Below are 22578 nucleotides of genomic sequence, written 5' to 3' on the forward strand. Positions count from 1 at the left end.
ACGGCGCCGCGCCTGGCGCGCTCGCCCGCGGAGGCGCCGTGAGCGCGGCCCCGGGCGACGTGAAGCGCATCGGGGCCGGCGAGCTCCGGACGTTCATCCAGGACGCGGGAGAGCTCAAGAAGGGCACGCTGCTCTACGACGGCGGGCAGCTCCTGAACCTCGCGCGCTACGAGAACAAGCTGTTCTGCGACGCCAAGGGCTCGGGGGCCTCGCCTTACAAGGTGTCGCTCGTCTACAGCGACGCGCCGGCGCCCGCGTTCAAGGGGCGCTGCTCCTGCCCGGCGCGGACCTTCAACACCGCGTTCTGCAAGCACGCGGCGGCGCTGCTCGTCGCGTGGGCGCGCGCGCCCGAGTCGTTCGCCGTGAGCGAGGCGCCGCCGCCCGGCGCGCCGGGCGGGGACACCGCGCGCAAGAGCGTGAAGAAGGGCAGCGCCAACGCGCAGGCCATGATGAAGTCCGGGGTCGAGCAGGTCGGCACGCTCGTGCGCGAGCTCGGCGTGTCCGGCGTCGCGACGATCGGGGGCGACCGCATCGAGCAGATGGAGAAGCTCGCCGAGGCGCTCCGGGAGAACCGCCTCCGGCGCCTCTCGGCGCGCACGCTCGACCTCGCCGCGCTGCTCCGCGGGCAGGCCGCGGGGGGCCGGCAGGCCCGGGGCGCCCCCCGCGGCGCGCTGCCGGCGGTCGCCTACGCCAACGTGATGGCCGATCTCCTGCTCACCGCCCGCAAGCTGGAGAAGCACCTCGCGGGCGAGCCGCTCGACGAGCGCCACGTCGAGGAGCTCGTCGGCAAGACGTGGAAGGCGTCCGACAGGAAGCCCGCCGGGGACCTCACGCTCGTCGAGTACGCCTTCTCGACGCGGACGACGAGCGACGATTTCGTCATCCGGGAGAGCCGGTTCATCGACCTCGAGTCGGGCCGCCACGTCAGCGAGAAGCAGATCCTCCCTGTGTTCCTGGCGAAGCGGACCGAGCCGAAGCGGAGCTTCGCGGGCGAGGTGCTCGCCGGGGCGCGGGCGACGACCTACCCGGGCTACCCGCCGCTCCGCGTCGACTTCAGCGATCTCGGCGACAAGCGCCCGCTCGACGCCGGCGCCCTCGAGGCCGTGCTCGCGCGGGCGCTGCCCGACGTCGGCGCGGCGCTCGCGGCGCTCCAGGAACACCGCAAGGACGTCTTCGCGCCCGACCTCGTGCCCGTGGCGGTGCTCACCGACACGCTCTTCGCGCGCGGCGCGCGGCTCGCGGCGGTCGACGACAAGGGCGAGGCGCTCCACCTGCCCGACGACCCGGCGCTCGAGGAGCGGCTCGCCGGCTCGCTCCGCGACGCGCGGCTCCGCGCGCTGCTCGGGGACGTCGGCATCGACGCCGCGCTGCCCACGCTGTGGCCGCTCGCCGCCGTCGTCGAGGGGCCGCTCGGCCTGGAGCTGCGCGCTGTCTTGGATCAGGGCCTCGCCGCGCGGGGCGGGCCGCTCGAGGGCTCCGCGTGGAACGCCGCCGCCCGCGAGGCGGGCGCGTCGCCCGCGGCCATCGCGCTCGGCGAGGTCCGCGAGGAGCTCGCCGAGGCGCTCGTCACGGGCCTGACCGGGCTCAGCGCGCGCGCGACGGACCCGCTGGCCGCGCGGCTGCGCGACCTCCGCCTCGAGAAGCAGGCCGCGCTGCTCCAGGCGCTGCCGCAGCGGCCCGAGCCGGCCGATCGGCTCGACGACTTCATCAAGCTCTACCAGGTGCTCGAGATGGCGCTCGTCCGCCTGGCCGGCGCGACGCAGATCGACCGCGCCTCGACCGAGCGCGTGCCGACCTACGAGAGCGTCGCGGTGGCGCGGCCCGACAAGACGCTCTCCCCGGACGAGGTGGCGCGGCGGCGCGCGGCGGGCGCGATGAACCGCTACGTCGCCGCTGTCCACCACGCGCGCTACTACGCGTCGCTGCCGGCGAGCGAGCTCGTGGCGAGCATCTTCCCGATCTGGGCGGACGGCACCGCGACGCCGACCATCGCGAGGACGTTCGCGCCGCTCGGGGCCGAGGCGATCGCCGCCGCGGAGAAGGCGCTCACGGTGAAGGCGGGCCGCGTGGCGAAGCTGACGGCGGTGCGGGTGCTTCAGGCGGTCGTGCTGCACGGCGGCCCGGCCCGCGCCGAGGCCACGGCGATGCTCGGCAAGGTCGCGGAGCACGCGAAGGACGCCGGCCTGCGGGCGCTCGCCCGCGACGCGCTCGACGTCATCGAACTCACGCACGCGGCGCCGTCCGGCGGGCCGGGGAACGACGCGGTGCGCGCGCGGCGCGCCGCGCGGCTCGGGCGCGTGCACGAGCTCGCGAAGGCGCTGGGCGCCGCGCCGACCAAGGAGGAGCGGCTCGAGGCGCTGAAGGCGCTCTCCGAGCTCGGCGACCTCGCCGCGCTGCCGGCGTTCCGCCGCGCGTTCTACGCCGACGCCTCCCGCGAGGTGCGCGAGGAGGCCGCCTACGCGCTCGCGCAGCTCGGCGACGTCGAGATGGTCGAGACCTTCGTGCGGATGCTGGCGAGCCGCGGCGTGGACGAGCGGGAGGCGAAGATCGCCGCGTACGCGCTCGGCTTCCTCGGCGACGTCCGCGGGCTGAGCGAGCTGCTCTCGGCCTACGCCGACGGATACAAGCCCGGCATCGTGGCGGACGCGATCCGCGCGTTCGGCCCCGTGGCGCTCACGCCGCTTGTGGACCTCATCGAGTCGCGGCCGGAGCTCGCGAAGCGCGCGGCGGCGCTCGACGCGCTGAAGAAGATGGACGACACCGCGGTGGCGGCCTGCCTCGTCGAGCGGATCGAGGCGCGGCGCGGCGACGCCGATCTCGCCGACAGGGCGCCGCTCTACCTCAAGCTCGCGGACGTGCACGCGCACAGCCGGCGCGAGGTCGCGACGGCGCTCATCTCGGCGCTCTCGAGCGCCCCCGGCAAGGAGGCGCAGGCGGCCGTCAAGGCGGCGCAGAAGGCGCTCGGCGTCGTCAAGCGCAGCAAGTAGCGCGGTGCCGCGACACCGCGCCTGAAGGCGCGACGCGCGCTGTCTCTCGGAGAGCGGGAGTGCGCGCGCCGCGCGGCACGCTCCTCGCCACGGCAAGGACGAGAAAGCCGATGTGTTCCGCTACGGTAGCTCCACAAGTCTCCAGTACTTGTTGAGCGCCGCCATGAGCTCGACGAAGCTGAGGAACGTGACCGGCTTGAGGAGATAGCCAGCCACGTTGAGGTTGTAGGCTCCCACCTTGTCGCGATCGTCGTTCGACGTGGTCAACACGACGACCGACGTGGCCCCGAGCTCGGGATCGGCCCGCAGCTCGCGCAGGAACTCGATCCCGTTCATCTTGGGCATGTTCAGGTCGAGCAGGATGAGCCGCCGCTCGGCCGGGACGACGCCGCTGCGCAGCATCTCGAGGGCCTCGACGCCGTTGCCGGCGACCCAGAGGGGATTCGAGATGTTGTTCCGCTTGAACGCCCGGCGGACATTCATCACGTCGACGTCGTCGTCTTCGACGAGGAGGATGTTCAAGAGTTTTTCTTCGACGTCCATTGTCTCCTAGGTTCTCATTGGCGAGATGGACGTGAACGTCAACTCCCGTCGAGGCGGCCGCGCCAGTCAGGTGCGATACGGGCGGAGCCGATGCGCGCTGGTCGATCAGCTCGCCCGCGGCCGCTGGCGCCAGAGCGTCATCAGCACCCGCCCGACCTGGACCACGCGGCCGACCCGCCCTTTCGGGCCGGTGTCCGCCGGACGGAACGGTTCGGTGCGGTAGCTCGCGCTCGGGGGCGGCGCCTCGCGGGGGGCGGCGGCCTCAGCCGGGGTCGCGGAGACGGACGCCGGCCCGAGGCGCTTGTCGAGGTGGACCTCGACCGCCTCGCCGACCAGGTTGCTCATGTCGCGATCGTTCTCGATGCAATGGAGCAGCAGCCGATCCGCGAGCGGATCGGGCAGGTAGACGGTGACCGCGCGCCGGGAGCGGCCGTCGTTGCCGAGGAGCACCGGCGGGCCGGCGTGCGGCTCCGAGGTGGTGGCGAGCGCCTGGGGCCCCGCGGCGGCCTGGGGCACGGCGGCGGCGCTGGCTGCCTGCGGCGCCGTCGCCGCGAGCGGCTCTGCGCCTGGCCGCGCCTCCGGTGCTCGCTCCTGCGGCGCCTCCTGCGCTCGCTCTCGCCCCTGCCGCGCCTCGACGGGCTTCTCGCCGTCGTGCGCGCGCTGATCGGCGGCGGGCTTCGACCTCACGACGTCGACCGCCGCTTCGCCGCCTTCGCCCCCCGCGACGAACGCGTCGGCCTTTTCAGGCGACGGCGGCTTTCGTAGCGAGACCGCGACTTGCTTTTTGGCCATGATGAAGCTTCTCCAGTTCTTCGAGAAGGTGGGTGATCTCTCTGGCCGCGGCGTCCCGCGGCGCGTAGCCCGTCACCCCTTGCCCGCAGGCGAGGGACTCCTGGTAGGCGATGCGATAGCCGAGCTCCGTGGAGAGCACCGGCAGGCCCGACGTCTCGAGCACCGCGCGCGCCGATTTGCCGAGCGCCGTGCGGCCTTGCTTGCGCGTGATGAGGATGCAGCCCTTGAGCGCGCTCCGCAGCGCGGCGGCCTCGCGGAACACCTCGAGCGCGGCGGTGAGGGCCCAGGCGTCCGCGGCCGTGGGGCCGCAGGGGTAGACGGCGATGTCGGCGACCATCAGCGCCGATCGCGCGATCTCGCCGTGGCGCGGCGGACAGTCGATGACGGTGAGGTCGTACGCGGCGGCGACTTCCGGCAGCTGTCCCGGCTTGTGCATCGAGGCGCCCATGGCCATGACGGTCGGCGTATCGTGCCCCGCCTCGGCGGCCACGTCGCCCCACGTGCGGACGGTCCCCTGGGGATCGGCGTCGACGAGCAGCACACGCCGGCCGCTCGCCAGCGCGGCCACGGCGAGGCTCACGGCCGTGGTGCTCTTGCCGATCCCACCTTTCTGTCCGGTGAGCGCGATGATCATGATAGACCCCCCTAGCAGAACCTTCGCCGGGCGGTCCACTTTCTTGCAAGCGCCGACAGGGCTTCTACCGAGCCGTCCTGAGGGGAATTCCCGACGGGGACGTTGATTTCTCGGTCGTGTCGGCGGGTTGGCCGGCACATCGCAAGAGGTGGTTCAGCTCTCTATCCGGCGGGAGCGTCTCGACGTGGAGGTGTCGTCGACGCCAAGGGTAGGATGCATCGATGTCAATCACCTTCGCCGTGTCCGAGGTCGAGCGGCCGCAGCAACTCATGCAGGTGCTCGATCGCGCCAAGGCCATCCCGAGCCTGCTCGGCGGGGGTGAGCGCGCCGCGCCGGAGCAGCGGCGAATGCTCTGGGGCAAGCCGCGACCTCCCGTGGCGCGCATCGAGGCGTTCTCGTCGAGCGACGCGCCGCTGGTCTCCGCGACCGACGCCCACGCGCTCGCGCAGGCGGCGCACGACGCATTTTACCTTCACCACCCGCTGGTTCTGTCGCCGGATGCCGTGTGGCTCTGCCTCGCGCAGGGGTTCGCCCACCATGTCGCGCTGAACGCCGAGGCGCTGCGCGGGCGGTTCGTCCGTCACCAGGGGAAGAAGAAGCTCGTCGTCGTTCGGCCCGACTTCTTCCTGGGCCAGCCCAATCCATGGCCCGAGGTGTTCACGGCATTCTCGGACCAGATCGCCGCGCATATCGGCCGCCTGCGCGACCTGATCGTGGCCGACTTCTCGACGACCGGCGCCGTGGAGCGCGCCGCCTCGGAGGTCGTGCTCATGGACGCGTTCCAGCCCTACTTCGAGTACGAGATGCGCTGTGGTTGCGGCATCCCCTCGGTCACGCTGCTGGGCAGCGTCGACGACTGGAAGAGCGTTCGCCGGCGCGCCGCGATGCTGTCCGAGTTCGGCCTGGAGGCCTGGACCGACGCGCTCCTCCCGGTGCTCGACGAGGTCGTCCGCGCCGCCGAGGGGCACGTCGACCCAGGCTTCTGGCGCTCGTTCTTCCGCTACGAGAGCGGCTCCGGGCCGAGCGAGCTGACCGGCTGGATCCTCGTCCTCTTTCCGTACCTCAAGACGTTCGATCGGAACGGCGAGCGCATCGTGCCGAACCCGTATCTCGGCCGGTGGGAGCAGGCGCTGCGCGCCGCGGAGAAGCGCACGGACTGGAGTTTCAACCCCGAGGGACCGGACCTTCTGCAGATCCCGAGCTCGATCTCCAGCGCCCCCGTCAGGTTCGTCGATGTGCGCGACGGCACGGAGCACCCGTTGCGCTTCGTCGCAGGGCTCTTCGGCGTCACGCAGGAAGCCGCGACCGGCGCGCTCGCCCCCGAGTTCGGCTGGGCGATCGTCCACGACGACGGCTGAGACGGCTTATGTTCGAGCAACCGCGTGGGAACGCTACCGAATCCGCGGAGAGCAAAGCTCACGGTGTCCATGTCAAGCATGTAGCGGAGCGTCATCCGAACGGATCTTCTATGACCGTGACTGGCTCCTGTGCCGGCCGCTCAACCTCATCCGGCCAGGCCCCAAGGCAGGCACGAAAGCTCGAAGGCCACTCGTCGATCGGCTCCAGGATCACGCGGCGTCCCTCTCGACGTACGAGCACCTCGCCATCGGGGAACCGACAAGCTTTCGGAAGCCTGACAGCTTGACCTCCGCCGATTTGTAATATTTTCGCCCTGCTCGTGCCCATGGCGTGAACAGTATATACATTGATATATACTTCCGCACGTGTTTGGCGGATCCGGCTCGGCGCGAGCAGGCCAGCGCCCCGCACCGAGCTTCCTCCTTGTGCCCTCTTCCTGACACCGTCCCGGCGCCGCAGCCGGCACCGCGCGCGCTCGGCCGAGAATCCGCCCCGGTCGACAGGACACACTCCGGCCTGCCGTCCTCGTCTACAGCGCCTGGCGAGCTACAGGTTCTCCGGCTTGAAGAGCCTCCGGTAGCTCACGTTGCGACCGGACACCATGAACACCCCGTCGCCGCGGTAGTGGACGGTCGTCGGATAGCGCGGCGACGTCGCGACGTGCGCCTTCACCACCTCGAAGACGAACAGGCTGAGGCGCTTGACGGCGCTCGTGTCGACGAGCTTGCATTCGAAGCTCGCATAACACTCGGCGATGAGAGGCGCGCCGACCTTCGTCGCCGCGACGGCGGTGAGCCCGAACTGCTCGAACTTGTCGACCTCGGACCCGTGGCTGTTCCCGATCCCGATCACGGCGCGCACGAGATCGACCGTGGGCACGTTGATCACGCACTCCTTGCTGCGCCGCACCATCTCATGGCTATCGTTCTGGTCCCAGAGGAAGCACCCCACGAGGGACGGCTCCTGCATCATCACCATGTGCCAGCCCATCGTCATGATGTTCCGCCGGCCCTTGTGCGCAGAGCTCACCAGCACCACAGGACCCGGCTCCAGAAAGCGCCGGACGTTCGCGACCGGAAAATCGGCCTTCTTGTAGATCTTCATGCGATCACCCGTGCTGGCTGGATCAGAGCTTGCGGTACATCCACACGCTGGGGATCTCGATGTCGAACCCCGCCTTCCGGTACGCGCGTCGCGCCGGAGCGTGGCTCGGATCGCCGCCGGTGCCGACGGTGGCGACCTTCATCCCGGCCTGCTTCAGGCGCGCCGCCGCGAACTCGTACATCGCGGTGCCGATCCCCTTGCCGGCCTGCGCGGGGTCGACGGCATTGAGGCCGACCTCGCCGACGAGCGTCTCCGGAGCGAGCCGAAGCGCCACGAAGCCGACGACCTCGTCGCCGGATTGCGCCACGTACAGCTCCCAGCCCGAGTCGGCCGCCATCAGCGACGTCAGCAGCCCTTCCTGCGCCTCGTCGTCCCGCCGCTGCGCCAGCTCGTAGAGCTCGTCGCCGAGGATCGATCGGAACGACGCGAACACTGGCGCGAAGGCCGCGCGCCGGATGTCCTGAAGGCGGGCCGCGTCCTCGGGATGGGCACGGCGGAAATGGATCTCAGGCACTTGAACGTCCTCCTGTCCGGCGCCATGCACGAGCAGGCGCGTGCAAAGCTTCACGCGGACTCATCGTCATGCGAATTCTCCGCTCTGAGCGACGCGAAATAGTCACGCAGCCACTTCATCCTCGAGCTCTCACCCCATCCCATTGTGGCCATGGCGTGCTCGATGGCGTCAAATTGCGCCTGGTCGACAGGGAGATCGAGGTCGCCGATCCAGTCGATGATGAACTCCATGGCGAGCCCCCACTCCCCGTACCGGTGAACCCAGTCGTACGCATCGCGGAAGCGCTCCGGGGGGAGCACGCCCTCGAAGGACTCAAGCGCGAGCGCGCACAACGCACGGATCTCTTCTTTCGTCACACGGTCGACGATCTCGATGAAATAGCCATCTTTATCGAGAGGCATACCATCATCCCCGACGACCATATCACGCATGCTGCGCGCCGGAGCGCCACAGTTGCGGGCCGCCACCGCGATGATCTCGGACAAGGAGCTGACCTCCACGACGTCCAGAGCCGCCTCGAATGGGGAGTTCGAATCCGGGCCGTACACGATGCTGGGCGACTGCAGCTCACGTGCGAGCGCTCGCGCGCAGGCCTGCAGCGGGGCACGGAGCTGGTCGAGGTCGAGGGCGAAGGCTGCGAGCCTCTCGAGGTGGGTCGCCTCGACGGCTCGTCTACCGAAGTAGAGGTTGAAGCCGGCCCACTCGAACAACGGAGTTTCGCCCCGCGCCCAGGCCACCTGGACCTCGTCCTCCGTGAGACGCTCCCAGGCCACGATCGTCGCGAACTCTTCTTCCCCTCTCAGGTTCGGCCACCGCGGGCGCACCACCTGCCACAGCTGCCGGGCCGCGCGCTGCATCTCGAGGGAAGCCGACGCTCGCTCGGGGAATGCGAGCAGATCGGCGGCTCCCAGTGAATGTCCCAGAACAAGCGTGAGGTTGACTCCCATGTGCTCTCCGAGTGCGTCACGTCTCCAGGCGTCGGTCCGTCGAACCAGCGGCGGCCCCGGAAATTCCGTTACCTGCCCGCACGGCCGGCGGCGTCCCATCGCGCTTGCTCGATGTCGCAGCCGCGCTCGATGAGTTCACGGATGTCGAAGATCAAGCGTCGCAGGAAGGCGAGATCGACGACCTGTGACGGTGTGGTTGGCTTGAACCGTTCCACCGCGTCCGCGAGCCTTCCATGCCAGAGGAGCAGCCGCTGGCGCAGCGCTTGCGGTCGATCGATTCCCGAGAACAGCTCGTCGTCGCGCGCGTAGACGTACTCGCAGGCCCCATGGTTCGCGATGGACGATAGCGGCCCTGCAATCGAGTCCTGCCAGCGTTCGAGGCTCACCCAGTACGACCGAGCCCGGAGCGACCGCCAGCGGTGGAACGCGAAAGGCGCGATGAAGGCGGCGGCGAGCCGGTTCCGAAACGCGAGACGCTGCCCGTCGATGTCACCCATATCCGTCCGATCTAACACGATGACACTCAGCTCCGGCAAAAGCCGATTTGCGGATCTCGATGCAGGCGACGCCGCGGTGGCGTGCACTGAACGATGCGCGCCGCCCGACGACCGGCGAGAGAATCACTCCAGGACGAGCTCAGCGCGCATCGTCGAGCACGCCGAACGACAGCCGAGGACGGCGCCAGTGCAGTAAGGCCTGACGGGAAAAATCTTCGTGGCGTGTCCGGGACGTGACACTTCGAGACGACATTCTTCGCGAATACAACCAAGGCCTTCGGCGGAGAAATTGCCGCTGGCGTCTGACGTCGCGCTCATGGCGCCGCTCTGGTTCCGGCATACCGTGCGAATGACGACGTTCGCGAGCGGCTGCCCGTCGCGTTCGGTTACCCGCCCGTCCAGTCGAGTTCCCGGATCGCACGCCGACGCCATGAGCGCAGCCCCGAGCAGGAGTGGAAAGCGCGCGGCTTGCCAGAGGAGGAGCAGAAAGCCCACGATCTGCCCGACCACCGTCAGACCGCCCGGTCGAACCCCGCCGGCCGAAACCCGCCCTGACGCGCGAAGCGCAGCCCCATCGAACCCATTTCCCTGAGCCCTGGCTGGTGTCGCCGCCGCGGATCGGCTCAAACATCCGCCGTTCCGCGACCACCTCGCACCCTCGACGTTCCACATGCAGCCCATCGTACACCCCAGGTCGCCTGCTTAGCGCGCTCTTCGCACCTGCAGAGCGCGGTCCAGCCACGCCGTCTAGCCGGCGCCCAGGGGCACCCGATCGCCCTCGACCTCATGAAGCAGGGACGTAAATCAGGTCCGGGTCGCCTTCCTCATCCCATCGAAATGGCCCTTCGCACCCGGCCGCCGTGGTTCGGAGCGTGCCACACCCGCCGGCGAAGCGCGCCCGCCCCGTGCGCGCGCCCACGCGAGGCTCACGGCAACCCGCCCCGCCGTCGGTCAGGCCACATTCGCCTGCGGAAGTCCGCATTTGCGTCCTAACGAGGTTCATCTCACACGCTCAGCTCACCCACCGTCCTCCCTGCCGGCCACCCGTCGCTCTTCCTCGACACCGACAACCGGCCCCGTTTACCTTGGACGAAAAATGATGAGCACAGTGACCGCTCCCGGCTCCCCGGGCCTCGCCGCGAGCTACATGAGGGCTGTCCGCAGCGCGCCTTTCGCGGTGATCGAGTGCGCCGGGAACCTCGACGAGCTCGTGGTCGCCGAGTGGAACGCCGAGGCAGAACGCATCTTTGGATATACCGCTGACGAAGCGGTGGGCCGCCGCCTCGCGGACACGATCGTGAGCGAGCCGGACGCCAGGACCTTCGGGCGTTCGCTCGGGCAGGAGAGCGCCCCGCACCGCTACACCCACCTCCGCAAGGACGGGCGCGCCGTCGTGTGCACGTGGCGGGTTGCGCCCGTGCTCGACGACGGCGGCGAGCCGATCCGGCTGCTCTGCTTCGGCCAGGATGTCACGGAAGAGGTCGAGGCCGTCGAGAAGTTCAAGGAGGGCGACATGATCCTCCGGGCCATCCTCGGCGCCGTGGACACGGCGGTGACCCGGATGGATCGGGATGGAGTCTGCACCTTCCACGAGGGCAAGACGCTCCCGTCTCTCGGCCTCACGCCAGGCCAGTTCGTCGGAATGAACGTGTTCGACGAGCCTCCCGCGCCGATGGACATGGAGCCGATGCGAAGGGCGGTCCGGGGCGAGCTCGTCCGCACCCGCGTCGAGGCGTTCGGGATGGCCTGGGAGACGTGGCTCGTCCCGCTGACCGACGAGCGCGGGGAGCGCAACGGCGCGGTCAGCTTCACGCAAGACGCCACGGAGGCGAAGCTCCGGGAAGACGAGCTGAAGGCGCGGCTCGACCTCATCGAGCGCCAGCAACAGGTGATCCGCGATCTGTCGACGCCCATCATCGAGGTCTGGGACAGCGTGCTGACCCTCCCGATGGTCGGCGTCGTCGACAGCAGGAGGGCCGCCGACGTGATGGACGACCTCCTGGCCGCCATCGTGGACAAGCGGGCCCGCTTCGCGATCCTGGACCTCACCGGCGTCGAGGTCGTCGACACGAAGACAGCGAGTTATCTCATCGAGCTCATCCGCGCCATCCGGCTCCTGGGCGCCGAGGGGGTCATCACGGGCATCCGGCCCAACGTGGCGCAGACGATGGTCTCCCTCGGGCTCGATCTGTCGGGCATCGCCACCGTCGGAAACCTCCGCGCGGGCCTGAAGCTCTGCATGCAGCGCGTGGCGGCGGGCGGCGCGGCGCCGAACGGCGCGCCGCCGCGCGCCCCCGGGGGCGCAGCGCCGAGGCTCCAGGGAAGCGGCGGGCGCTGAGGTCGAAGGACGCGAGGCGGGCCTCGGAGGTCGGGTAGATCGCGGTGGCCTGCGGAAGTTCACCTTTGCGTCGGCAATCCCAGGCCCGTAAGGAACGGCGGACAGGCACCGCGCGCGCGGCGCCGTGGAGACGCCGATCGTGACCACCCACCCCCGCAGCCCCAGGAGCGGCGGCCAGCGCCCCGGGAGCCCTCGCCTCGCCGAGCGCCCCCTCGTCGCTCGCCGCCCCCTCCTCGTCGCTCGCCGCGCCGCCCTGGCGCTCCCCCTCGCGCTCGCCGCCGCCGCGCCCGCCGCGTGCGCCCCTCGGGGCGCCGCATCGCCGCTCCCCGCCGACGCGCCGCTCCCCGCCGCGTTCTCCGCCGCGCTGGAGGCCGAGATCACGAGCTCCGCCGCCGCCGCGCCGTACCTCGACGCCCTCGACCGCGCCGTCGGGGCGCCGAGCGAAGGCGGCGCCCTCGCCACCGTGATCGCGTCGCTCGACGCGCTCGTCTTCGGCGCCGGCACCGCGGGCGGCCCCGATCCCGACGCCGCGGCCATCGCCTTCCGCTCGCGCGAGGCGCTCCCCGAGGTCGCCCGCCGGCTCCAGCACGCCTGGGCGTTCGCGGACGTCGACGGCCGCGGCGCGCCGGAGATGCCGTTCGTGCGCGGCGCGCTCGCGAGCGCCCTCCACCGCATCGCCCTGTTCGTCGGCGACGAGGCCGCGGCGGCGACCTGGAGCGCGCGCCGCGGCTGCGCGGGCGAGGCCGCCCTCGTCGGCCCGCTCGACGCGGCGCCCCTCCACGGCCTCGCCCGGCCGTCCCCCGTGAGCTCCGCGCCCGGCGCGCCGCTCGCCAGGGCCTACCCGGGGCTCGCGCCGTTCGCGCAGAGCGCCTCGCCCATCGTCGTCCGCGCCGACGCGTGCGCCATCGACATCGACGCGGTGAGCGCCCTCCAGGGGACGCGCGCCGTGGTCGTCGACCTCCACAACCCGATCGCCCAGCGGGTGAGCCTCGCGCTCGCCTCGTCGTCCGCCGCCGTGCTCGAGGTGGGCGGCGTGCCCGCCCTCCACCGCGACTACGCGGCCGGCGGCGCGCAGGTCACGCGCTTCGCGACGGTCGAGGCCCAGCCGGGGACGCTGCGCGTCGTCGTGCGCGTGGCGCAGAAGGGCGACGGCGACGCCATCGAGCTCACCGCGTGGGGCGAGAACGGCCTGCCGCTCCGCGCCCGCGCGCCGCGCCCCGGCGCAGCCGCGACAGCGGCCGCGTCCCGCCCCGCCGCCGTCAGCCTGGCCCCGGCGTCGCGCGGCGCCGCGGACCAGCGCCCGGGCGCGGCGAGCGTCGAGGTCGCGGCCGCGGCCCTGCTCGCGCTCGGCGACGCGCGCGCGGCCGAGCACCTCCTCGATCCGGACGGCGACGGCGGCCTCCGCCAGAGCGACGCGCGCTCGCCGGCCGCCGCGCCGCCCCCGGCCGCCCCCGCGCAGCGCTCGCCGGCCGCCGCGCCGCCCCCGGCCACCGCCGCGCAGCGCTCGCCCGCCTCCCCGCCGCCCCCGGCCACCGCCGCGCCGCGCTCGCCGCGCCTCGACCTGCTCTACGCGAGGGCCATCCGACGCGTGGGCGATCTCCCCGAGGCCGAGGTCGTCGAGCGCACCCGCGCCGCCGTCGATCGCGTGCTCGCCGCGTGGCCCGCTTCCTGGGAGGCGCGCCTCTACAAGGCGCAGCTCGCCGAGCGCCGCGGCGGCCGGGGCGAGGGCACCATGGACGCCCTCCGCGAGCTCGGCGTCCGGGTCGCGCCACCGGGGCCGACCGGCTTGAGCGCGCCCGCCGTCGCCGACGCCGATCGCATGGTCCTCGCGGAGCTCGCGCTGGTCGCCCGCCGCGCGAACGTCACCGACGTCGCCGAGGCCGCCTACGCGAAGCTCGCCGCGGCGGCGCCCGGCTCGACGCTGCTCGCCGTCGTCGACGACCGCATCCACGGCCGCGCCGGCGTCGACGCGGTGAAGGCCGCCTGCGAGGGCGGGCTCGATCGCTCGAGCGCCGCGTGCCTCGGCGCGCTCCTCGACGCGAGCGACCGCGACGCGGTCCTCGCCGAGATCAAGCGGCTGCGCCGGCTCCGCCGCGCGCCGGACGCCCTGCGCGAGGTCGAGCTCCGCGAGCGCGTCGCCCGCGGCGACCTGCGCGGCGCGCTCGCCGTGTACGACGCCATGCCGCCGGGGCAGCGGGCGATGCTCGAGGCGCTCGGCCTCGCCGCCGGCCGCGGCGACGCCCGCGCCGTGCGGGGCCGCCTCGCCCGCGACCGCACGACGGCGCGCGACACCCCCGCCGGGATCGGCCCCATCACCCGCGCCCTCGGCCTCGCGCCGGACCCGGCGCCGGCGCTGGAGGCCGAGGGCCGCAAGCTCGTGCTGGAGGACCAGAAGAAGGCGTTCCTCCCCGGCGCCGCGACCGCGGTGCTCCGCCACGTCGAGCGGTTCACGATCTCGCCCGACGGGCTCGTCCACTACGTCACGTACGACCTCCGCCGCGTCTCCGGCACCACGGACGTGGCCCAGGGCGCGGCCACCTACGGCCCGCTCATCGAGGGCCGCGCCATGCCGCGCCTCCTGCGCCGCCGCATCCACAAGCGCGACGGCCGCATCCTCGCGCCCGACGCCGCGTCGAACGCCGCGCAGGACCAGAGCGACCTCTCCCAGCTCGAGCAGGGCGATTACATCGAGCAGGTCACCGAGGGCCACGCGCTGCCGGGCGACGGCGGCCAGCTCGTCATCGACACGTGGGACCTGCTCCCCGAGCGCACGAGCGTCCGCGAGGCGACGATCGAGGTCCGCCGCCCGGCGTCGCTCCCGCTCGCGCTCTGGTCGCACCCGCTGCTCGGCGCCGCAGAGCAGCGCGCCGAGGGCGCCTCCACGGTCAGCGTCTGGCGCATCAAGGACCAGCCGCCGCGGCGCATGGAGGACGGCGTGCCTCGCGTGGAGATGGGCGTCGGCGTCAGCCTCGGGACGCAGACCTGGGCCCACGTGGCCGCGGCGCTCGACGAGAACGTCCGCGCGCTCGAGGACCGCGATCCGTACATGACCCGCTGGGCGCGGGAGGCCGCGGGCGCCGACCGGACGCCGTCGCCCGCGCTGCTCGAGCGCGTCGTCGCGGCCGCGGGCAAGGCGATCAAGGTCGCCGGCGGCGCCGAGCTCTCGGACATGGCGGCGTTCCTCGGCGGCGGCCCGCAGCGCACGACGGCGCGCGCGATGATCGAGCTCGGCCAGGGCAGCCGATCGTGGGTCGTCTACCGCGCGCTGCGCGAGCTCGGCGTGCGCGCCGATCTCGCCATCGCCGAGACCGAGCCGTTCAGCTCGTCGGCGGACTTCCCGCCGCACGCGGGGCGCTTCCGCCACCCGCTCGTCATCGCCCGCCTTCCGGGCGGCGACATGTGGATCGACGCCGACGTCGAGGGCCCGCCGCTGCCCCCCGGCCGCATCAGCCCCGAGCTGCGCGGCCGCGCCGCCATGCTGCCGGGCGGCGAGCTCGTCACCGTGGCCGGGACGAGCGGCGAGACAGGCGACGAGGTCGACCTGCGGCTGACGGTCGACGCGCAGGGTAACGCCGCGGGAACGTTCACGATCCTGCTGCACGGGCGGGCGGCGCAGGCGCTCTCGGAGGCGTTCGAGACCGTGGTGGGCACGGCGCGGCGCGAGATGCTCCGGGGCGTCGTGCTCGGCTGGCTCCCGTGGGCCGACGTCGAGGACGTCGTCGTCTCGTCGACGGAGGGCTCGTGGGAGGTCGCGCTCCGCGCCGCCGTGACGATCCACGGCTTCGCGCAGCCGGTGGGCAAGGACGGCGCGGCGTGGACGCTGCCGGGGCTCGAGCCGGTGCACCTCGTGTTCCCGCGCGCGTACACGAGCACGCTCGGCGCCTCGTACGCCTCGCGGGGGGCCCGCAAGAGCGCGCTCGCGATCGAGACCGCGCTCCAGTACCACGTGCGCCGCAGGATCGAGCTGCCCGACGGCTACACGGTCGCGCGCGCGCCCGAGGGCGTGCGCGTCGAGCACGCGGGCCTGGCGGCGTCGCGCAAGGGCAGCTACGGCGCGGCGATCGAGGAGGACTTCGCGCTGAGCTTGCCGACGGGGACGGTGTCGATCGACGAGTACAAGGCGTTCGTCGAGCGGGTGCAGGCGGTCGACAGCGGCTTCATGGCGGGCATCCGGGTGGAGCGGCCGGCGGCGCCGGCGCGGCAAGCCGGCGCCGCGCAGGGGCCGGGCGCTGCCCGCGGCGGGGCGCGGCCGCAGGCGCCGGAGAAGAAGCCGTGAGCCTCGACGTCCGCGAGTCGGTCCCGCTGGCCCCGCTCACGACGCTCGGCGTGGGCGGGCCGGCGCGCTACTTCGCCGAGGCCGAAGGTGAGGCCGCGGTGGTCGAGGCGTTCCGCTTCGCCGAGGCCCGCGGCGTGCCGCTCTTCGTGCTGGGCGGCGGCTCGAACCTGCTTGTCGCGGACCGGGGCGTCGACGCGCTGGTGCTGCGCGTGCGCGTCCGCGGGATCGAGCTGATGGGCGGGCGCGGGGAGGCCAGCGGCGGGGACGCCAGCGGCCGGGAGATCGGCGGCGGAGAAGCCGGCCGCGCCCTCGTGCGCGCGGGGGCGGGCGAGGCGTGGGACGACCTCGTGGCGCGCTCGGTGGCCGAGGGCTGGGCGGGCGTCGAGTGCCTGTCGGGCATCCCGGGCGACGTCGGCGCGACGCCGATCCAGAACGTGGGCGCGTACGGCCAGGAGGTCGCGGAGACGATCGTCGAGGTCCGGGCGATCGATCGCGCGACGGGGGCGGCCGCGGTCCTCTCCGGCGCGGACTGCGGCTTCGGCTACCGCGACAGCCGGTTCAAGCGCGCGTGGCGCGGGCGGTACGTCATCACGGCCGTCACGTTCGCGCTGCGCCCGGGGGGCGCCGCGGCGGTGCGCTACCCCGAGCTCCAGCGGGCGCTCGCCGCGCCCGCGGGGGGCGCCGCGCCGCCGCTCGGCGAGGTGCGCAGCGCGGTGATCGCGCTCCGCCGCGGCAAGTCGATGGTGCTCGATCCGGCGGACGAGAACGGCCGGAGCGCGGGGTCGTTCTTCATGAACCCGACGCTCGCCCCTGGCGCCGCCGCGGCCGTCGTCGCGCGCATCGAGGCGGCGGGCGTGCTCGCGCCCGGCGAGGCGATCCCGCGGTATCCGGCGGAAGGCGGCCGGGTGAAGCTGTCCGCGGCCTGGCTGATCGAGCGCGCCGGCTTCGCGAAGGGGACGCGCCACGGCGCCGCGGGCATCTCGACGCGCCACACGCTCGCGCTGGTGAACCGCGGCGGCGCCACGGCGGAGGAGCTGCTCGATCTCGCGCGGCGCGTCCGGCGCGGCGTGCTCGACCGGTTCGGCGTGGCGCTCTCGGCCGAGCCGGATCTGGTGGGGTTTGCGCCCGGCGAGATCGACGATCTCGCCGGCGGCGCCCACCTGTGAGAGGGGCCCCCGGGCGACCGGGGACCCCTCGTCGACAGCTCACCGCCCGGCGTCGTGGAGCATGCCCTTGATCGCCCAGCTGCTGTCGACCTGGCGCGGGTACAGGTCACCGACGAAGTGCGCGCCGTGCATCAGCCAGATGCCGACCTGGCCGTTCGTGTGCCGCCAGACGATGTCGTCGCGGCGATCGTGATCGAAGTCGCCGACGCCCTGCACCTGCCATGCGAGGTCGCCGGGCCCGTGCGCGTTGTTGTACGAGGGCGAGTCGAAGCCCAGCTCGCCGCCGAACCAGATGGCGAGCTGGCCAGTGGCGTCCCGCCACAGGATGTCCGAGCGCAGGTTGCCGTCGAAGTCGCCGATGGCCTGCACCTTCCAGAAGTGGCTCGGGTCCTGGCCGCCGGGGTTGGCCTCGCCCACCCGCGTCCCGCCCGACATGAACCAGATGGCGACCTGGCCGTTCGTGTTTCGCCACAGGATGTCCGAGCGCCCATCGCCGTCGAAGTCGCCGACGCCCTGCACCTTCCACGCGTTGTCGACCGGCGCCGGCTGGTTGTTGTAGCCGGGATAGGCGGCCTGGGCGGCGTCGCCCTTGAACCAGATGGCGAGCTGGCCGCTTTCGTCGCGCCACAGCACGTCCGAGCGCCCGTCGCCGTCGAAGTCGCCGACGCCAGCCACCTTCCAGAAGAGGCTCGGGTCCTGGCCGCCGGGGTAGGCCTGACCGACGACGGCTCCGTCATTCATGAACCAGATGGCGACCTGACCCGTCGTGTGTCGCCAGAGCAGGTCGCTCTGGCCGTCGCCGTCGAAGTCTCCGGTGCCCTGGATCTTCCAGGAGAGGCTCGGGTCCTGGCCGCCGGGGTAGGCCTCGCCGACGATGTCGCCGCCGTCCATGAACCAGATGGCGACCTGGCCATTGGTGTGCCGCCACAGCAAGCTGCTGCTGGCCGAGCAGGAGCACGTGTCACCGTCGCCGCTGCACTGGTTCGAGGGTGACGACGGGCACATGTGCGACTTGATCCAGTCGAACTCGGAGCCCGTCGTGACGCCCTTGCTGACCCAGCCGTGGCTCACCGTCCACGTGTGCATCGAGTGGACGGCGTAGAGCCGGCTCGCCTCGGCGTTCAAGACGGCCCCGCCCGAGTCTCCGCCGCAAAAGACCTGGTCGTCGAAGCGCAGGATATCGTGGCCGTCCTCGTACCCGCCGACCTTGGCGGCGTCGAAGTTCAGCGTGCCGAAGGGGGTGCTGCAATCGGCGCCCGTGCGCCCGAAGCCGGCGATCGTGACCCTCGAGCCCTCTGCGGGGTAATCGCTCGCCACGACGAAGGGCTTCACGTGCGCCGGCGCGACGCCGTTCAGCTTGATGACCGCGACGTCATGTTCGATCTGCCGCTCGGTCCAGGATGGGTTGTAGTCCGGCTGGATCCTGGCCACGCCGCTCAGCACGCGCGGGCCCGCGCCCGGCGTCGCCGGGTCGGGGCGAAAGGTCACCGTTGCATTCGTGGAGCAGCCGTTGCCGCCGACGTAGCCGTCCTCGCAGAAGCAATGCGCGGCGGTGAGGACCGTGTCCGCGGCGATGACCATGCCCGAGCAGCTCCCCTGCGAGGTCGTCACCTTCACCATCGCGAGCAGATCGCTCGGCCCCGCGGGCGTCGGGTCGACGATCGAAGATGCGACCTCAGCCGTCTCCTCGAAGTCGCCCGCTTCGCCGGGGTCGGCCGCGCAGGCGGCCAGCGACGCCGCCAGCAAGGGATACAGCCAGCGCCGTAGACGAACATGCTCTTGAGTCATCGATTCAATCATCATATCGCTACCCTCCTTTTCGCTTCGCCCGCCGCGGTGGCGCGCGAAGGGGACACGCATCGTTTGCTGCTCTGGTGCGCGCTCGCGCCCCCGGTCTTCGGAGGGCGTTCAGCGGGCCTCTTCAGCAACGCTTCGCTCTTCAGCCTTCAGCAACGCACGTGCCGGGTCGGGGCGGCGCTCGCCCTCGCGGATCGTCGATGCGCAGGAGCGGGAAGTGCGCTTCTTCCGGCCCCCTCGCGAGCCCGTCGTCCCGAGCGAGGTGTCGCCCCGGGAGGACCAGGTGTCTCCTCCACAGAGACAGGGCGAGTGGGGCATCGCGCCAGGATGCGGAGCTCCAGCGCGACGGATCCCTGCTCTTCCAGCACGAACGCGCCCCTGCGGAGGCGAGGTTCGGATCGGGACCTCAGGCCGCCACGCCGAGGGCGGCCGGCGCCAGGGCGTGGTGCGAGCGCCCCGTCATCTCGGGGGAGAGCGCGGTCGTTTGCCGGCGCTGCAGCGCGGACGACTCGCCGTTCAACCCGCGCTGCGCCCGCTGCGGGGAGCCGCTCTCGGAGGAGCCGGAGGCGCCAGCTACGAGCAACCTGGATCTCTCGTACGAATCATCGCATACCAGGAAGCGCCCGACTGGGCATAACGCTCGACCAGCCAGCGGGTAGGTCGACGGCGCATGGACTGGGCGTTCGGCTGCGAGACGCCAAGGCTTCGAGATCAGGGAGTTGGTTGTCCGTGCTTTGGTCGATCGTCGAGCCACGGAGGTAGCGGGTGGCTTTCACGAAGAGGACAGCGAGTGAGGCTAAAAAGTTTCACTGGGCTGTCACCGCCGGTCACGAAGGTGTCCGCGACGGTCCAGGCCCGGCGCTTGACGAACGCGAGGGTGTCGCACGCATGGGTCACTCCCTGTCTACTCCACCGGCGCTCCACTCTCGGAAGAGCTCCCACGCGAGCATGAACGCTTCCGGGTCCGGAGGCCCCTCGTTCGCACTGGGAGCGAGAACCCCTGCACGTGTCCTTGACAGCAGATGCTCCAGCCATGAAAAAGCGCGAATACCTGCTGCCCACCCCACTCTGCTCCCATGCGGTAGTCGAGCGCGATGGTGTCCTGAAAGACGTGAACGCCGAGACACGGAATGATGACTTCGCAAGCGCTAGCTCCCTCGATTGCGAAGTGGAAGGGTGATGCCTGGCCGGCGCTGACCAGCAAAGCGGCATTGGGCACCTCGTCCAGCCCACGATCTGTTGTTGTCTGCGCGTCCCAGAATGTCGCATCTCGACTGACAACATGGGACCCGCGTCGAATCGACGAATATAGGTCCGCGACTTCACCGCTTGTTAGGTTCTGAAGCTCGACGGTTGGAAGAGAGCCATCATTGGTCTCAAAGCACTGCCGCACACGGTTCCAGAGCATGTCGGGTGACATCTGCCTCACCTAGTACCATTCCACGAAACCACCGAAGGAGCCGTCCGAATTGAATTGATCACCTCTTCCATCAGGCGCGCTGACCTGCCAGCCCCCTCGACCGAGGGGCGTTGTTGTTGACCCTGGGCTGGTCAGGATGTCATCCAACTGATCCTGTCCAGCCTTGTTCCAGTTTTCGGGTGGCCCCTTGGTGCCAGGAAACTTCGTGGTCCCAGGTCTCCCGCCGGTCCGATGCTTTTGCAGTGCCCGCCCAGCCCTCGTCAGTAGTCCTGCCTTATCGGCCGGGTCTAACGCCTGCCCTGCTTTCGAGAGAGCGTCAACGGATGGTCCCCCCCTTGCGGCCGGCTTCTTCGGCGGCTCCACCGCAGCCGGGGCTGGCGGCTTGGGAGGCTCCTTCGCCCCGCCCCCGCCCGCTGCAGGCGGCGGGGGTGGCGACGGTACTTCCGCGGGAGGCGCGGGCGCAGGCGCAGCTTCAGATGGCTTGGCGGAGTCTCCCTCCGTGATGGCATCATAGATCAAATAGCCCACGAGGCCTACGCCTCCGACAATGACCGCACCAGCAACGATCACCTCCCCAAAGGGCGAGGGCTCGGCCAGCGCCACCGCAGTGGCCGAACCGGCTGTCTTCACGGCCGTTTCCAAAACCTGATCTTGCTCGCGATCCGCGTCTCGCCCGCGAACAGGTGCTTCGTCGCGATCACCCCGTTGCGCACCACGAGGTGCTGGTCGACGTACGCCGTCTCCTCCTCGCCGGCGACCCGGTGCAGGTGGATCCGCCGCTCGCCCGCACCGTCGTACAGCGCCCGCGACATCTCCTGCCCGTTCTCGCTCACCGACACCAGCCGGTTGTCCTCGTCCCAGCTCAGCGTGCGCTGCAGGTTGCCCCGGTACTTCCACTGCTTGTGGTTGCCGTTCGCGTCGTACGACAGCTCCCTCAGCCGCGGCTGCGACTCCGCGGGCACGTACTCGTCCACCTGAGTCGCCGCGTGCGGCCTCGGCCCGGTGTAGCGGTAGTCGTTCCGGTACGTCCGCTCCCGGATCGGGTACTGCATCTGCCAGTTGTTGCCCCCGCTCCGCGCGTACCGGGCGACCTCCTGCCGCTTCGCCGTCGCGTTCCCGAGGACGTCGTAGTCGACGCCCAGCGTGTACCGCTCCTGCTCATTTCCCCGCTCCTGGTCGATCCCCGACGCCTCCGTCAGCTGGTTCAGGTCGTCGTACGCGAACCGCTGCTGCGTCCGCGCCACCATCACCGCCCCGCCCAGCGACTCGTCGAACGGCACCTCGTTGTTCAGCTCCCGGATGTTGCCCACGAGGTCGTACCGGTAGCGCAGCCGCTGGAACGGCCTCGGCGATCGCCCCATCGACCGCATCTGCGCGCTCTGGTGGTCCGCGTTGACCTCGGTCATCCGCCGCGTCGACTCGTCATAGCGGTACTTCGTCTCGATCCCGTTGCCCGCCACCACGCGCACCCGCTGCCCGAATGTAGACCACGAGCTGCGTCACCGGATAGTCGCTCCGCCTCAGCCAGTGAAGCACTCGTACCCGTGCAGAAATTTTACCGTTCTCGGCAATCACAATTTCATTTTCAAGCATCGCCTCACTATGCACCTTGACCCGACATCACCAGCAAAGGCTCGTCGCACCGCAGCGACAGATGAACCATGAATGCGGCAACCATCCGACTCGGTTCGCAGACGACGGTATCCGTTTCATCGTTCACGTCGCCGTAGATCAGTGCACAACTCTCGACATCATCAGCAAGGACGACACCGTTGAGCAACCGCGACAGCGGCGTATCAAGAGCTTTCTGAAGCGAGCGCGGCCAATCGTTCTGGGAGAGGCCTTCGAGGCAATTGATGCGAGGAAGATCTGCGCGAACCTGCTCGATCAGCGGCTCTGGGAGCAGATCGAACACGGAATCTCCGAGAGCATCATCAATGGGAGACGCATTAATCTGGACGCAAAGAGCACTATGGTCCGTCAGGGGGAATCGCCCCCAGACACGACCGAAATCCATCATATCATCAGGCGACGTCCAGCCGGGAAACGTAAAGAAATCGCAGTAGAACCGTTCAGACGCGGCCACCGCGGCCATGGCCCACGCCTTCGAGCATAGAAACGATCGCTTCTCGATATAGGAATCAGACTGAATTCTATATTTCAGCACACAACCGAGTCGACTAATCTCTTGGTTCATGGCGTTC

The 22578-nt window shown here is 71.0% G+C and carries 17 protein-coding genes; 5 read left to right on the forward strand and 12 right to left on the reverse strand.

The annotated features are described in order from the left end of the window. Positions 1-38: 38 nt before the first annotated feature. Entirely contained in the window at positions 39-2987 is a 2949-nt protein-coding gene (locus tag WMF44_RS41995; RefSeq protein WP_437295672.1) for a HEAT repeat domain-containing protein, read from the forward strand. Between the two features lie 120 nt (positions 2988-3107). Here WMF44_RS41995 and WMF44_RS42000 read toward each other — a convergent pair whose 3' ends face one another. The 3 genes from WMF44_RS42000 to parA all read right to left on the reverse strand — a co-directional run bounded on the left by WMF44_RS42000 (position 3108) and on the right by parA (position 4956). Next, positions 3108-3530: a response regulator gene (locus WMF44_RS42000; RefSeq protein ID WP_012240421.1), complete on the reverse strand. Its 423-nt coding sequence runs from the start codon at positions 3528-3530 to the stop codon at positions 3108-3110. Positions 3531-3635: 105 nt separating this feature from the next. Further along, a complete protein-coding gene (locus WMF44_RS42005) occupies positions 3636-4322 on the reverse strand; it encodes a hypothetical protein (protein WP_437295673.1) in 687 nt (228 codons plus the stop codon). Further along, positions 4273-4956, reverse strand: coding sequence for a ParA family partition ATPase (gene parA / locus WMF44_RS42010; protein ID WP_437295674.1), 684 nt, complete (start codon positions 4954-4956; stop codon positions 4273-4275). Before parA ends, WMF44_RS42005 begins: the two co-directional genes overlap by 50 nt. A gap of 221 nt (positions 4957-5177) precedes the next feature. Here parA and WMF44_RS42015 point away from each other — a divergent pair, with 221 nt between their 5' ends. Next, positions 5178-6314, forward strand: coding sequence for a DUF4419 domain-containing protein (locus WMF44_RS42015; protein WP_437295675.1), 1137 nt, complete (start codon positions 5178-5180; stop codon positions 6312-6314). Positions 6315-6861: 547 nt separating this feature from the next. On the opposite strand, the gene WMF44_RS42020 is transcribed toward WMF44_RS42015, so the two are convergent. The 5 genes from WMF44_RS42020 to WMF44_RS42040 form a co-directional block, all read right to left on the reverse strand. Further along, positions 6862-7419: a flavin reductase family protein gene (locus tag WMF44_RS42020; protein ID WP_437295676.1), complete on the reverse strand. Its 558-nt coding sequence runs from the start codon at positions 7417-7419 to the stop codon at positions 6862-6864. A 22-nt stretch (positions 7420-7441) separates the two neighbouring features. Next, positions 7442-7987 carry an N-acetyltransferase family protein gene (locus WMF44_RS42025; RefSeq protein ID WP_437295677.1) on the reverse strand — a complete coding sequence of 182 codons (546 nt, stop codon included), beginning with the start codon at positions 7985-7987 and terminating at the stop codon, positions 7442-7444. Continuing rightward, positions 7984-8880 carry a MafI family immunity protein gene (locus WMF44_RS42030; protein ID WP_437295678.1) on the reverse strand — a complete coding sequence of 299 codons (897 nt, stop codon included), beginning with the start codon at positions 8878-8880 and terminating at the stop codon, positions 7984-7986. The genes WMF44_RS42025 and WMF44_RS42030 overlap by 4 nt, the downstream gene beginning before the upstream one ends. 68 nt (positions 8881-8948) lie before the next feature. Beyond that, a complete protein-coding gene (locus WMF44_RS42035) occupies positions 8949-9416 on the reverse strand; it encodes a hypothetical protein (protein WP_437295679.1) in 468 nt (155 codons plus the stop codon). 84 nt (positions 9417-9500) lie between these two features. Then, complete coding sequence (locus WMF44_RS42040) at positions 9501-9887, reverse strand: carboxypeptidase-like regulatory domain-containing protein (protein WP_437295680.1); 387 nt, start codon at positions 9885-9887, stop codon at positions 9501-9503. A 586-nt stretch (positions 9888-10473) separates the two neighbouring features. Here WMF44_RS42040 and WMF44_RS42045 point away from each other — a divergent pair. The 3 genes from WMF44_RS42045 (at position 10474) to WMF44_RS42055 (ending at position 17157) form a co-directional block, all read left to right on the forward strand. After that, on the forward strand, positions 10474-11715 hold the full coding sequence (locus tag WMF44_RS42045; RefSeq protein WP_437295681.1) for a PAS domain S-box protein: 1242 nt from the start codon (positions 10474-10476) through the stop codon (positions 11713-11715). A 139-nt stretch (positions 11716-11854) separates the two neighbouring features. Continuing rightward, complete coding sequence (locus tag WMF44_RS42050; RefSeq protein ID WP_437295682.1) at positions 11855-15991, forward strand: hypothetical protein; 4137 nt, start codon at positions 11855-11857, stop codon at positions 15989-15991. Next, the gene (locus WMF44_RS42055) at positions 15988-17157 is read left to right on the forward strand and encodes a UDP-N-acetylmuramate dehydrogenase (protein WP_437295683.1); all 1170 of its coding nucleotides are present in this window, start codon (positions 15988-15990) and stop codon (positions 17155-17157) included. The genes WMF44_RS42050 and WMF44_RS42055 overlap by 4 nt, the downstream gene beginning before the upstream one ends. Before the next feature lie 39 nt (positions 17158-17196). On the opposite strand, the gene WMF44_RS42060 is transcribed toward WMF44_RS42055, so the two are convergent. From WMF44_RS42060 to WMF44_RS42075, 4 genes are all read right to left on the reverse strand, one after another. Beyond that, positions 17197-18945, reverse strand: a complete 1749-nt coding sequence (locus WMF44_RS42060) for an FG-GAP-like repeat-containing protein (RefSeq protein ID WP_437295684.1) — start codon at positions 18943-18945, stop codon at positions 17197-17199. 415 nt (positions 18946-19360) lie between these two features. Beyond that, entirely contained in the window at positions 19361-19537 is a 177-nt protein-coding gene (locus WMF44_RS42065; RefSeq protein ID WP_437295685.1) for a hypothetical protein, read from the reverse strand. A gap of 1463 nt (positions 19538-21000) precedes the next feature. After that, positions 21001-21843 carry a hypothetical protein gene (locus WMF44_RS42070; protein ID WP_437295686.1) on the reverse strand — a complete coding sequence of 281 codons (843 nt, stop codon included), beginning with the start codon at positions 21841-21843 and terminating at the stop codon, positions 21001-21003. A 131-nt stretch (positions 21844-21974) separates the two neighbouring features. Then, positions 21975-22571 (reverse strand): hypothetical protein, encoded by a 597-nt coding sequence (locus WMF44_RS42075; protein WP_437295687.1) that lies wholly within the window; start codon positions 22569-22571, stop codon positions 21975-21977. Positions 22572-22578 lie beyond the last annotated feature (7 nt).

This window comes from Sorangium sp. So ce426, from assembly GCF_051475585.1.
GTDB classification, from domain to species: Bacteria; Myxococcota_A; Polyangia; order Polyangiales; family Polyangiaceae; genus Sorangium; species Sorangium cellulosum_B.